General features: G+C 53.7%; 12 protein-coding genes. 7 read left to right on the top strand and 5 right to left on the bottom strand.

The window, feature by feature from the left end; genetic code table 11:
* Positions 1-137: 137 nt before the first annotated feature.
* The 3 genes from rspA (at position 138) to F384_RS06825 (ending at position 4,438) form a co-directional block, all read left to right on the top strand.
* A complete protein-coding gene (gene rspA, locus F384_RS06815; protein ID WP_046480597.1) occupies positions 138-1,352 on the top strand; it encodes a starvation-sensing protein RspA in 1,215 nt (404 codons plus the stop codon).
* Between the two features lie 58 nt (positions 1,353-1,410).
* Positions 1,411-2,748, top strand: coding sequence for an MFS transporter (locus F384_RS06820; protein ID WP_046480599.1), 1,338 nt, complete (start codon positions 1,411-1,413; stop codon positions 2,746-2,748).
* 223 nt (positions 2,749-2,971) lie between these two features.
* Positions 2,972-4,438, top strand: a complete 1,467-nt coding sequence (locus tag F384_RS06825; RefSeq protein ID WP_046480600.1) for a mannitol dehydrogenase family protein — start codon at positions 2,972-2,974, stop codon at positions 4,436-4,438.
* Positions 4,439-4,487: 49 nt separating this feature from the next.
* Here the strand turns inward: F384_RS06825 and ydfZ are convergent, their stop codons facing one another.
* The 3 genes from ydfZ to ydfG form a co-directional block, all read right to left on the bottom strand.
* Complete coding sequence (ydfZ, locus tag F384_RS06830) at positions 4,488-4,691, bottom strand: putative selenium delivery protein YdfZ (protein WP_046480602.1); 204 nt, start codon at positions 4,689-4,691, stop codon at positions 4,488-4,490.
* 185 nt (positions 4,692-4,876) lie between these two features.
* Positions 4,877-5,563, bottom strand: a complete 687-nt coding sequence (locus F384_RS06835; protein WP_046480603.1) for a GntR family transcriptional regulator — start codon at positions 5,561-5,563, stop codon at positions 4,877-4,879.
* An 87-nt stretch (positions 5,564-5,650) separates the two neighbouring features.
* Positions 5,651-6,397: a bifunctional NADP-dependent 3-hydroxy acid dehydrogenase/3-hydroxypropionate dehydrogenase YdfG gene (gene ydfG / locus F384_RS06840; RefSeq protein WP_046480605.1), complete on the bottom strand. Its 747-nt coding sequence runs from the start codon at positions 6,395-6,397 to the stop codon at positions 5,651-5,653.
* A 138-nt stretch (positions 6,398-6,535) separates the two neighbouring features.
* On the opposite strand from ydfG, the gene dcp reads away from it, so the two are divergent.
* Together dcp and F384_RS06850 are read left to right on the top strand one after the other, a co-directional pair.
* Positions 6,536-8,581 carry a peptidyl-dipeptidase Dcp gene (gene dcp, locus F384_RS06845; RefSeq protein ID WP_046480607.1) on the top strand — a complete coding sequence of 682 codons (2,046 nt, stop codon included), beginning with the start codon at positions 6,536-6,538 and terminating at the stop codon, positions 8,579-8,581.
* A gap of 206 nt (positions 8,582-8,787) precedes the next feature.
* Positions 8,788-9,873, top strand: coding sequence for a serine hydrolase domain-containing protein (locus F384_RS06850; RefSeq protein WP_046497847.1), 1,086 nt, complete (start codon positions 8,788-8,790; stop codon positions 9,871-9,873).
* Positions 9,874-10,414: 541 nt separating this feature from the next.
* Here F384_RS06850 and mgtS read toward each other — a convergent pair.
* Both mgtS and ftrA read right to left on the bottom strand, forming a co-directional pair.
* On the bottom strand, positions 10,415-10,510 hold the full coding sequence (mgtS, locus tag F384_RS29800; protein WP_000901367.1) for a protein MgtS: 96 nt from the start codon (positions 10,508-10,510) through the stop codon (positions 10,415-10,417).
* A 104-nt stretch (positions 10,511-10,614) separates the two neighbouring features.
* On the bottom strand, positions 10,615-11,586 hold the full coding sequence (gene ftrA / locus F384_RS06860; protein ID WP_413541462.1) for a transcriptional regulator FtrA: 972 nt from the start codon (positions 11,584-11,586) through the stop codon (positions 10,615-10,617).
* Between the two features lie 94 nt (positions 11,587-11,680).
* On the opposite strand from ftrA, the gene F384_RS06865 reads away from it, so the two are divergent.
* Both F384_RS06865 and F384_RS06870 read left to right on the top strand, forming a co-directional pair.
* Positions 11,681-12,082, top strand: a complete 402-nt coding sequence (locus F384_RS06865) for a rhodanese-like domain-containing protein (protein WP_046480768.1) — start codon at positions 11,681-11,683, stop codon at positions 12,080-12,082.
* 151 nt (positions 12,083-12,233) lie between these two features.
* Complete coding sequence (locus F384_RS06870) at positions 12,234-13,337, top strand: cobalamin-independent methionine synthase II family protein (protein WP_046480769.1); 1,104 nt, start codon at positions 12,234-12,236, stop codon at positions 13,335-13,337.
* The last annotated feature ends 1 nt before the right edge of the window (position 13,338 follow it).

Genomic DNA, 13,338 nt, shown 5'->3' on the forward strand with positions numbered 1-13,338 from the left:
CCTTTCTGAAGTCAACATTCCATTAGCTGATCCGCGAGTTTTGTGATCTGTCCAGAAAAACAGATCATTTATACTTGTATGGTAGTATGCGAATTGCATAGATTCTCACCATCACCACACAGAACCAGGAAGAAAAAATGAAGATTGTAGGGGCTGAGGTTTTTGTCACCTGTCCAGGGCGTAACTTTGTCACGTTGAAAATTACGACCGAGGACGGCATCACCGGTCTGGGAGACGCAACGCTGAATGGACGTGAGCTGTCCGTCGCATCGTACCTGAAAGATCATCTTTGCCCGCAGTTAATCGGCCGTGATGCCCACCGCATCGAAGATATCTGGCAGTTCTTTTATAAAGGCGCGTACTGGCGTCGCGGACCGGTGACCATGTCTGCCATCTCCGCCGTCGACATGGCGCTGTGGGATATCAAAGCCAAAGCCGCCAACATGCCGCTGTACCAGTTGCTCGGTGGCGCATCGCGTGAAGGCGTGATGGTTTACTGCCACACCACGGGTCACACCGTTGATGATGTGCTGGAAGACTATGCGCGTCATAAAGAGATGGGATTCAAGGCCATTCGCGTACAGTGCGGCGTGCCGGGCATGAAAACCACCTACGGTATGGCGAAGGGGAAAGGGCTGGCTTATGAACCGGCGACAAAAGGGCAGTGGCCAGAAGAACAGCTGTGGTCAACCGAAAAATATCTCGATTTCACGCCGAAATTGTTCGAGGCGGTGCGCAATAAGTTCGGCTTTAACGAACATTTGCTGCACGACATGCACCATCGTCTGACGCCAATTGAAGCGGCGCGCTTTGGTAAAAGCATCGAAGATTATCGCCTTTTCTGGATGGAAGACCCGACGCCTGCCGAAAACCAGGAGTGTTTCCGCCTGATTCGTCAGCATACGGTGACCCCGATTGCCGTCGGTGAAGTCTTTAACAGCATCTGGGACTGCAAGCAGCTTATTGAAGAACAGCTCATCGATTACATTCGCACCACAATCACCCATGCGGGTGGGATCACCGGTATGCGTCGTATCGCTGACTTCGCCTCTCTGTATCAGGTGCGGACAGGATCGCACGGTCCGTCCGATCTTTCTCCGGTCTGTATGGCCGCTGCGCTGCACTTCGACCTGTGGGTACCGAACTTTGGCGTTCAGGAGTTCATGGGCTATTCCGAGCAGATGCTGGAAGTGTTCCCGAACAACTGGACCTTCGACAACGGCTATATGCACCCGGGCGAGAAACCAGGACTGGGTATTGAGTTCGATGAAAAGCTGGCAGCGAAATATCCCTATGACCCCGCCTATCTGCCGGTTGCCCGGCTTGAAGATGGCACCTTGTGGAATTGGTAAGTTAAAATTTATACGACATGGATGTTGTTCACCTCTGAACCAACGAAGGTAATTATTTATGGTTAGTTCCGTTGATATTAAAAATGATGTTGATAGCAAACCTGTAGTTCGTCGTGTCGCCTCGGCTTCAGCGATTGGTACTGCCGCCGAATACTATGACTTTTTTGCTTATGGCACCGCAGCGGTACTGTTCTTTGGACATCTGTTCTTCCCCAGTGACGATCCGCTAATCAGTACGCTGGCGGCATTTGCCACTTATGCGGTGGGCTTCCTGGCGAGGCCACTGGGAGGAATTGTCTTTGGTCATATCGGCGATAAAGTGGGTCGTAAAAAAGCGCTGGTTATCACGATATTGATCGTCGGGCTCGGGACATTCTGCATTGGCTTATTGCCGACGTACGAAAAAATCGGCGTATGGGCACCAGCACTGTTGATCTTTATTCGCGTACTCCAGGGATTTGGTGTCGGCGGTGAACAGGCAGGGGCTGTATTGATGACGGCTGAATATGCAGAACCTAAACGCCGGGGATTCTTTGCCAGTTGGGTACAAATCGGTGCACCGGTCGGTTTCCTGTTGCCGATGGCGCTGTTTGCGTTGCTCAATGCTACGTTATCCCCTGAAGCGATGATGGATTACGGTTGGCGTATCCCATTCCTGCTCAGTCTGTTGCTGGTGATCGTCGGTCTGTTCATTCGTCTGAGAATCGATGAATCACCGGTCTTTGCACAGATACGTGAGACGAAAGCGGAAGAATCCCGTCCATTGATCGAGGTCATTCGCGATTTCCCTGGTATTGTGGTGAAAGGTGTCTGCGCAAAACTGATTGAAGCCTGTACTTTCGCGATGTTCACAGTGATCGTCCTGGCGTATGGCAAAGCCAATAATCTGGATGCCAACATCTTAATGGAAACCATGATTATTGCAGTGGTGATAGAAGTCTTTGCCATACCGATGATGGGCGCGCTCTGCGACAAAATTGGTCGTAAGCCGGTGTATATAATGGGAGCGCTGATCCAGGTCGTCATGATCATTCCGTTCTTCCTTGCGATTAATCAGGATAATTTCTGGTTAACGCAACTGGTGATGATTATCGTCATTAGCTTTGGTCACAGTATGTGCTACGCACCACAGGCGTCATTCTTCCCGGAGTTGTTCCCGACCCACATTCGTTGCAGCGGCATCGCCTTAATCTGGCAATTGGGTTCTCTGATTGGCAGCGGGGTATTGGGTCTGGTGGCAGTGAAGATTTTGCAGATGACAGGCGGGCATTACTACGGGCTAGCAAGCTATGTGATTGTTCTTGGTGTCATTTCTATTATCGGCTTGCTCACGATGCCTGAGACGGCGCCTCTGCGACTCAAGCGCGAATATCAGGAGTGGCATAAGCACGATTAAGAGATGGATCCTCCCGGAATGGCTGCATGGATGCAGCCAACTTTCATTTCAGCCCAGAGGGCTTTCACCCTGGTCGCCAGGCACAGTATCCGGGAAAATATCTTGTCACATAACTTTTAAATGATGTTATACCAATTAGCAAAATATTAATTCAAATCAAAACATACAACCATACAGGCGTTACTCTGGGACCGTCCTGATTTCATTCAAAGTAGGTCATACAATGCAAAACAAGCTCTTAACGGCAAAGGCGACGCTTCCTGACTACGATCGCAACCGACTGATCCCGCGTATTGTTCATCTTGGTTTTGGTGCTTTCCACCGTGCGCACCAGGGCGTCTATACCGACATTCTGGCGGCAGAGCACAACAGCGACTGGGGTTACTGCGAAGTGAACCTGATTGGTGGCGAGCAGCAGATCGCCGATCTCAAGCAGCAGGATAATCTCTATACCGTGGCGGAAATGTCTGCCGATGCCTGGACCGCGAGAGTCGTGGGCGTGGTGAAAAAAGCGCTGCATGCGCAGGTTGACGGGTTGGAGAGCGTGCTGTCGGCGATGTGTGAACCGCAGGTTGCGATTGTTTCACTGACGATTACGGAGAAAGGGTATTGTCATTCCCCGGCGACCGGACAACTGATGCTGGATCACCCAATGATCGCCGCCGATCTGCAAAACCCTCATCAGCCGAAATCTGCGCCGGGCGTGGTGGTTGAAGCGCTGGCGCGTCGTAAAGCGGCAGGCTTAGCGGCCTTTACCGTGATGTCTTGCGACAACATGCCGGAAAACGGTCACGTGATGCGTAACGTGGTCACCGCCTATGCACGTGCGGTGGATGCAGAACTGGCTGCGTGGATCGAACAACACGTCACGTTCCCGTCGACGATGGTTGACCGTATCGTTCCGGCCGTCACCGCCGACACGCTGGATAAAATCGAAAACCTGACCGGCGTGCGCGATCCGGCGGGCGTGGCCTGCGAGCCGTTCCGTCAGTGGGTGATTGAAGATAACTTTGTTGCCGGTCGTCCGCAGTGGGAAAAAGCAGGGGCAGAACTGGTCTCTGATGTGATCCCGTTTGAAGAGATGAAACTGCGTATGCTTAACGGCAGCCACTCATTCCTCGCGTATCTGGGTTATCTTGCCGGGTATCAGCATATCAACGACTGCATGGGTGATAAAAATTACCGCGTGGCAGCCCGCGCGCTGATGCTTAACGAGCAGGCGCCGACGCTGAAAGTGCAGGGTGTGGATCTTACCCGTTATGCCAGTCTCCTCATCGAACGCTACAGCAACCCGGCGCTGCGTCACCGTACCTGGCAGATTGCGATGGACGGTAGCCAGAAACTGCCTCAGCGGATGCTGGATTCTGTGCGCTGGCATCTGGCACATAACAGCCGCTTTGATTTACTGGCGCTGGGCGTGGCGGGCTGGATGCGCTATGTCGGCGGCGTGGACGAGCAGGGGAATGCTATCGAAGTGAACGATCCGCTACTGCCGGTTATCCAACAGGCGGTACAAAACAGTGCAGAAGGTGAAAGCCGCGTTGAGGCACTGCTGGGTATCGACGCGATCTTTGGTAACGAACTGCCACAGGTAGCGCTGTTCACGCAGGCGGTGAAAGCGGCGTATCGGACGTTGCTGGCGGAAGGGGCGAAAGCCACCGTGGCGAAATATGCGGAAAAAGTGAAGTAACTGCCTCAGGACTGCCGGATAATCAAGGCATTATCCGGCACTCACACCATTAGTTCATGCCGAGCCGAATCAGTTCTACCGGAGCAAATTTGCCTTCACAGCCTTCCACTTCGACTGTTTTTTCACGACGAATTTGCGCCGCATCCCGACCCTCGGTATCAATCGCTTTGATGCGACCGGTATGGCCGGTGCCACTGATCATCACACGACTGCCTGTGGTGATTGCGTTACGGTTACGATCGTATGTCATCATGGTATTTTCTCCTTTCTAACTTACCGTCAAAGCCCGCGGGCTCAGGTCCCACGTAACGGGCGCTATATAAATACGCTTATCAGTCAGGATTTTTTTTGTTTTTGATCAATCTCACATCTTTTTTGATGTGGACATGCAGAGGAGAAAACGGGGAAACCTCATCTCACAGGAGATGAGGGGGAGAATTACTCTTCGCTGAACCAGTCGCTGTTTTCCTGGCGGATCAGCAGGACCGATTCGCCAATTTCTTGCAGATGTTGGGTCATGGCCTGCTCAACGGCATCGGCGTCGTGCTTTTCCAGGGCGGCAAAAATATCGAGGTGTTGACGGAGCAACATTTCCGGTGGAGAGACGTGATCGAGGCTCATGTAACGCACACGGTCGATAGTGGCCTTGATATTTTCGATGGTGTCCCAGGCCAGCTGACAGTCCGCAATGGTTGCCAGTTTCTGGTGAAAATTGTCATCCAGCTCGAAGAAATCGTTCAGCTGTTTGCGCTCAATGGCAATCCGCTGCTGATTGAGATTCTGCTCAAGCTGATAGCATTGACTGTCGGTGATCTGGGTTGCGGCCCGTCGCGCCACCGCGCATTCGATAGCCTGACGGACAAAACAGCCGTTTCGCACCTGCGAGAGGGAGATCTTGTTAACGTAGCTGCCGCGCTGCGGACGGATCTGGATCAATCCATTTTCCGCGAGCTTAATAAACGCTTCACGCACCGGTTGGCGAGAGACATCGAAGCGAACAGACACCTCTTTTTCGGACAGCGGCGTACCTGGCGCAATGAGGCAGTGCACGATGTCACGGCGAAGAATGCGATAAATCTGCTGATTTACGGGCTGTGTAGGGTTGAGTTGCGTTTCGACGGTCATTCGCTCTTACTTTTGAAAAAGTTAACCCACAAATTCTACCACTTTTTTGTCGCGAGCTATACCCGGCCCGCAGGCCGGGAGGCAAAATTAACCGCGATGAACGCTCAGTCCGGCAAAAGACTGCGTCACAGGCATCATTTCTACCGTATTGATGTTCACATGAGCAGGCAGGGTGGCAACCCACCAGACCGCTTCGGTCACATCTTCCGGCGTCAGCGCCGTGGTGTTCTCATAGGTTTTGCCCGCTTTGTTGTCGTCGCCTTTAAAGCGCACATTAGAAAACTCCGTACCGCCGACCAGACCCGGTTCGATATCCGTGACGCGAACCGCCGTGCCGTGCAGGTCGGTGCGCAGGTTCAGGCTGAACTGACGAACAAACGCTTTGGTCGCGCCATAGACGTTGCCGCCAGCATAAGGCCAACTACCAGCCGTAGAGCCGATATTGATGATATGACCCCGGTTACGTTCTACCATGCCTGGCAGTACGGCGCGGGTCATGTAAACCAGTCCTTTGTTGTTGGTATCGATCATGGTTTCCCAGTCTTCCACGCTGGCTTTATGCGCCGGTTCCAGACCCAGCGCCAGCCCGGCGTTGTTGACCAGCAGGTCGATGTCACGCCACCCGGCAGGCAATGAAGCCAGCATCTCTTCAATGGCCGCGCGGTTGCGGACATCCAGTTGGGCGGTCAGGACGTTATCACCCAGCGACTCTTTTAACTCTTGCAGGCGTTCCTGGCGACGGCCAGTGGCAATGACTTTATGCCCGTTCTCAACAAAACGACGTGTAATGCATTCACCAAAACCTGCTGTTGCTCCGGTTACTAAAACGATCATCTCACTGTTCCTCAACGCTTTTTACGTTTAACTACCATAGCACGCGATCCGCTCACGCGGGTAATGCTGGTTTTACAGGATTGCGGTCTTTTACCCTGAAGCCTACTCTATTGAACAAATCGTTTTCAGGAGTGAAAGATGTCGTTAACGAATCCGTTCTTTAGCCACAGCCTGCTACCGTATCAGGCATCGCGTTTTGATCTGATTGAGATCGGTCATTATCGTCCCGCATTTGATGAGGGGATGAAGCAAAAGCGCGAGGACATCGCCGCCATTATTGCCAGTAACGATGCCCCGGATTTTGCCAATACCGTTCTCGCGCTGGAGAAAAGCGGTGAACTGCTAACCCGCGTCACCAGCGTCTTCTTCGCCATGACCGCCGCCCATACCAATGAGGAACTGCAGCGTCTCGATGAGGCGTTTTCTGCCGAACTCGCCGAACTGGCGAATGATATCTGGCTGAACAGCGTGCTGTTTTCCCGCATCGACCACGTCTGGCAGCAGCGCGATGCGCTGGGACTCGACAGCGAATCCGTTCGTTTGATTGAGGTGACACATCAGCGCTTTGTCCTTGCCGGTGCGCAACTGAGCGACGCCGACAAAATGCAGCTCCGGCGACTGAATACCGAAGCGGCGACGCTCACCAGCCAGTTTAACCAGCGGCTGCTGGCAGCGAATAAATCCGGTGGTCTGGTGGTGGACTCTGCCCATCAACTGGAGGGACTCAGTGAGGAAGAGATAGCCAGCGCGCGGCAGGCGGCGAGTGAAAAAGGGCTAACCGAGGGATGGCTCATTGCGTTACTGAATACCACTCAACAGCCGGCGTTGAGCGCGTTGCGCGATCGCCAGACGCGGGAAAATCTGTTTAACGCCGGATGGCGTCGCGCTGAGAAAGGGGACGACAATGACACGCGAACGCTGGTTCAGCGACTGGTCACCCTTCGCGCCCGCCAGGCGCAACTGCTGGGCTTTGCGGATTACGCGTCGTGGAAAATCGCCGATCAGATGGCAAAAACGCCAGACGCCGCGCTGGCCTTTATGCGCGCGATCGTGCCTGCCGCACGTCAGCGGGCGTTGAATGAACTGGCCGATATTCAGCAGGTCATTGATGATGAACAGGGCGGGTTTACCGCGCAGGCCTGGGACTGGTCGTTTTATGCCGAGCAGGTGCGCCGTGCGAAATATGCGTTAGATGAATCGCAGCTAAAACCGTATTTCGAACTGGATACCGTACTGCACGAAGGGGTGTTCTGGACCGCCAACCAACTCTTTGGCATTAAATTCATCGAGCGCTTTGATATTCCGGTCTACCATCCGGATGTGCGCGTCTGGGAAATCTTCGATCATAACGGCGTCGGGCTGGCGCTTTTTTACGGTGATTTCTTTGCCCGTGATTCGAAAAGCGGCGGTGCCTGGATGGGCAATTTTGTCGAGCAGTCGACGCTTAACGAAACCCAACCGGTTATCTACAACGTCTGTAATTATCAGAAGCCCGCGGCGGGACAGCCCGCGCTGTTACTCTGGGATGATGTCATCACGCTGTTCCATGAGTTCGGTCATACCCTGCACGGACTGTTTGCCTCACAACGCTATGCCACGCTCTCGGGAACCAATACGCCGCGTGATTTCGTTGAGTTTCCATCGCAGATCAACGAGCACTGGGCAAGTCATCCGGTGGTATTTGAGCGCTATGCGCGCCATGCCATCACCGGTGAGAAAATGCCCGCGGCGTTACAGGACAAGATGCGTAAGGCAAGCCTGTTCAATAAAGGCTATGACATGAGCGAACTGCTCAGCGCCGCGCTGCTGGATATGGGCTGGCACAGGCTGTCTGTTGACGAGACCGACCAGGACGTTGAGCGGTTTGAAAAGCAACTGCTGGCGGCAGAACAACTCAGTCTTCCGGCAGTACCGCCGCGCTATCGCAGCAGCTATTTTGCGCATATTTTTGGCGGTGGCTACGCGGCAGGCTATTACGCTTATCTCTGGACGCAGATGCTGGCGGATGACGGCTTTCAGTGGTTTGTGGAGCAGGGCGGGCTGACGCGCGAGAACGGCCAGCGTTTTCGCGAGGCGGTTTTATCGCGGGGAAACAGTGAAGATTTAGAGCATCTTTATTCGGCCTGGCGAGGAGATGAACCGCAGATCGACCCCATGCTCAAACACCGTGGTTTAGCGGGATAACACGATCGACAACCCAATGCTGACAACTTGATGTACAATGCGGGCTTCTTTTTTCGGAGCCCGCGGTTGCACATGTCTGTTTTCCTTCCTTTCTGCGCTGTTCCCCCTCAGGCGACGTTCCGCCTGTGAAAGGATCCACGCCACTCCTTCTTTCCTCTGTCCTGCTGCTGGCCGGTTGTGGCAACAGCACCTTATCGCAGATGAATATGCCCGCCGAACAGCGTGCGCAGGCGGTGGTGGGATACTATGCGCGCGGTATCGATCCGATGATCCGCCAGTATATGCAGGAAAAACAGGTAACCGGGATGGTGGTTGCGGTCATTCAGCACAACGGACCGGTGGAGTTCCACAGTTACGGAGTGACCGACAGCCGACACCGTTATCCGATTACCCCGGACACGCTGTTTGCCCTGGGGTCGCTGAGCAAAGGGGTGACCGCGGAAGTCACTACCATTCTGGTGAATCAGGGCGTGCTTCAGTGGGATGACACGCTGGCACAACTGCTGCCGATCAATACGCCGCTGAGCGAGGACGCCAGAAAGATTACCCTGCGACAACTGGCGACGCACACCTCCGGTTTGCCCAGACAGCCGATGGATCTGCTGACCCTGGAAAATCTCCTGTGCTATTTCAGTACGGGTGAAAATTTTTATACCCAACTGGATAACGATACGGTGCTGACATTTCTCAGTGACTTCACCGCGCCTGAGACGCGCGTGCCGCGCTATTCCAATATCGGATACGCGCTGCTTGGCTACATCGTGCAACGTCAGACCGGAGAGTCGATCCCGTCACTGGCGAATCGTCTGATCTTCCAGCCATTACAGATGCGCAACAGCAGTTTTGTGCCGACGACGCTCAAAGCCTATCCGTATCGCGCATTAGGCCACGCGGGAGATCAGCCGAAGCTCATTCCACGCGGTGAACTGACGCCGGACTGGACGTTTAATCACAACATGGTCGGGGCGGCGAGTTTATACAGCAGCGCACGCGATCTGGCGGGCTACGCACGGGCCCATGTTGCGCCAGGGGACAACGCCGTGCTCGCCCGCGCATTTGCGGATGTTTCCCGTACCCAGTTTTATCGTCAGAAAGAAGCGGCAAATATTGCGTGGGTAACCGATACGTTAGCCGATCGTCAGGTCACTTATCAGGTCGGATATATTGGCGGCTATTCCAGTTATATTGGCTTTGACAAGCGGAATCAGAATGCGGTGGTGGTGCTGCAAAATAGTTTTAACTGGAGTAATTATTTGGGGCACACCATTCTCAGTCAGTTAGCTACGCAGTAAATTAAACTGTTTGTTGACGTTCCCGGTTTAAATAATTCGTTGTGGGTTGCCCGTCTTTACAAAACAGATGTTTTATTGACATTAACCTGCACTCGATATGCTAAATTTCCATCAACAAGTTGATTAATGGACTAAAACAGTGAAACCCGGAGGTAATATGCAGCTGTTCATGCGCAAGAAATTACAGAGAAAACGCTGGAATTCGCGTCCCGAATCGCAGGACTTACAAAATACGCGTTCGGCTGAACCGTGGTCTTCCCGCACTGCATGTTGCCAGAGTAAAAAAGAGTGGAAACGAGAAACACCGGAATCTTAATCTTTGTCGTTTAACGTTCATTGAGAATCGGCATGGTAGGGTGTTTGTGATCCATTGTCGCTGCCGGGACTGGCGGGACGGTGGAAAAAGTAAAACACAAATCTATCCATGCAAGCATTCACCGTCGGTTATCCGGCGGTTTTTTTTGCCGGTCAGACATAAAAAATGGCCCCTTGTGCAGTGATGCGACAAGAGGCCTTATCGGTTCAGGACTTTCTCCGTTCATTAGTCATCCCATTTGTGGCTGAAATAAGCGGCCAGAAATCCAGAAAATAAAATGATTCCCAGAACGGCCATAAAAACGTTCATATTACCCAGCATTGTTGCCTCCATTTAATTGGTGGTGTGTTTCCTCGCTTACCTTAATTTCGGTTGGTGAAAGAGATAATAGCAGCTTTAACCTAAACAAAAGCTGAATTAGGTGATTATTTAGCGATAAAAGTAAATTTCTTTCGATATTGTGAAGGGGACTGACAATACATGTGTCGAAAGTGGTGGCGAAATAGCGCGGCGCTGCTAAAACCGGTTTGTTCTGCGATCAATTCCACGCTGAGCGGTGAATTTTCCAGGTAATCGCGCGCCCGTAATAAACGTTCGTTAAGGATCCAGCGCGCTGGCGTAGTACCCGTACAGTCGGTAAAACGGCGTAAAAACGTACGCGGACTCATCCCGGCGCGTTTGGCCAGCGAGGCGGTGTCGTGATTCATCGTCAGATTCTGATGCAGAAAATCAAACAACGGGCCCAGTGTCTGGCTTTCACGCTGCCGGGCAACGGGGCGCAGAAGTTGCTGTGGCTGCGCGCCGTCGCGATGGGGCTGCACCACCAGTCGTCGGGCAACGCTGTTGGCAACCTCAAGCCCGTAGTCTTCCCGGATCAGATAAAGACAAAGATCGATCCCCGCGGCGCTGCCCGCCGAGGTCAGCAACAGCCCGGCATCATGGTAGAGAACGTCATCCAGCACCTCGATAGCCGGAAAACGCTGCCGAAGCGTGTCCGTGTAGCGCCAGTGGGTGGTGGCCTTGCGCCCGTCCAGTAACCCAGTGGCTGCCAACACAAACACGCCAGAACAGATCGACAACAGACGGCAACCTCGCGCCCATGCGGCACGCAGCGCGGCACACAAGGCTTCGGGTACCGGCGCGTCGCTGTCCCGCCAGCCGGGAACAACAACGATATCGGCCTCAGCCAACAGTTCCAGCCCTCCATCCACCATCATCCGCACGCCGCCGGTCGCGCGCAGAGGCCCGGCATCGACAGACGCGACGGCAAAACGATACCAGTCGGCGCCCAGTTCCGGGCGCGGCAGACCAAAGATTTCGACTGCTACACCAAATTCGAAGGTGCACAGTCCGTCATAGGCGAGCACGACCACAAGCGGGCGTGGCGATTTTGGCATGATCCTGGTGTTTTTTGGCATGGTCGAAGGCGGTATGTGAGCGCAGGGATGGTTAAATTATTGTAAACACAATCATCCCTGAGGAGAAAGTAGAATGAGTCATGTCACGGAGTTTCCTGCCGCCGCATCCCCCGTTGCGGTCAATCATTTCCTGTCGCGTCTGAGTCTGGAGACCGATTGTGCCGATGTTTATGAAAGCATCCACAGCGGGGAACCAGATTTCGTCTTACTCCATGTGGTAGGAAAACCGGAGACGTTTGCACGTCGGCATATTCCGGGGGCTATTCATCTGCCGCATGCCATGATGACCGCCGAACGCATGGCACAGTGGCCTGCGGATACGCTGTTCGTGGTTTACTGCGCCGGGCCTCATTGTAACGGTGCCGACCGCGCGGCGCTGAAGCTCGCCAGACTGGGCATACCAGTGAAGGTGATGATTGGTGGTATCACCGGATGGGCAGATGAAGGCTACGCGTTTGCCGGTCCCGCTGACTGAAGATGAATTATTTTCATCATCCATGAATTTATCTCGTTTGCCTGCACGACCATTGCATGTCAATTTGGACGCATAGACATCCAGAAGTCTAAATGTTCAAATAAGAAACTATCACGTCAGGCAACCTTTGCCTGACGACGAAGGAGATCACATGCAAAGACAACAGGCCCCATTTCGCGCAGAAGTCGTTGGCAGCTTTTTACGCCCCGACGACATCAAAGTTGCCCGCCAGCAGTTCTCGCGCGGAGAATTAACCGCACCGCAGTTGCGCGCCATTGAAGACGAAGCGATTCGCCGGGTGGTCGAACAGCAGTGCGCCTGCGGTCTGCACGTGGTTACTGATGGTGAATTCCGCCGCGCCTGGTGGCATTTTGATTTCTTCGACGGCCTGCAAGGGGTTGAGCGTTATGATTCACAGCAGGGCATTCAGTTTAATGGTGTGCAGACCAAAGCGCATGGCGTACGGGTTACCGGCAAGCTGGCGTTCGGCGATCACCCGATGCTGGAAGATTTCCGCTATCTGAAGAGCATTAGCGGGAACGCACAACCGAAGATGACCATTCCCAGCCCCAGCGTGCTGCACTTTCGCGGCGGGCGTAAGGATATCGATGCGACGGTCTATCCGGATCTGGAGGCCTATTTTGACGATCTGGCGACGACCTGGCGCGATGCTATCCATGCTTTTTACGCCGCAGGCTGTCGCTACCTGCAACTGGATGACACGGTGTGGGCTTATCTCTGTTCCGATGCTCAGCGCCAGCAAATTCGCGAACGTGGTGATAATCCTGACGCCTTGGCGCGGATTTATGCCGATGTTATCAACCGCGCGCTGGCGGATAAACCGGCCGATCTGACGGTGGGCCTGCACGTCTGTCGCGGTAACTTCCGCTCAACCTGGATCTCCGAAGGCGGCTATGAGCCGGTTGCGGAGATCCTGTTCGGCAGCGTCAACGTCGATGCTTTCTTCCTGGAGTACGATAACGACCGCTCCGGTGATTTTGCGCCGCTGCGTTTTATCCGCCCAGGTCATCAGCAGGTGGTGCTGGGACTGATAACCACTAAAAATGGCGAACTGGAAAATCCGGAGGGTGTAAAATCACGCCTGCAGGAAGCCGCACACTATGTCGATAAAGCGCAAATTTGCCTCAGCCCGCAGTGCGGTTTTGCGTCAACGGAAGAGGGGAACACCCTCACGCACGCCCAGCAGTGGAACAAAATCAAACTTATCACCGAAATAGCTCAACAGGTCTGGTAAG

It is taken from the genome of Citrobacter amalonaticus Y19 (assembly GCF_000981805.1).
Classification (GTDB): Bacteria; Pseudomonadota; Gammaproteobacteria; order Enterobacterales; family Enterobacteriaceae; genus Citrobacter_A; species Citrobacter_A amalonaticus_C.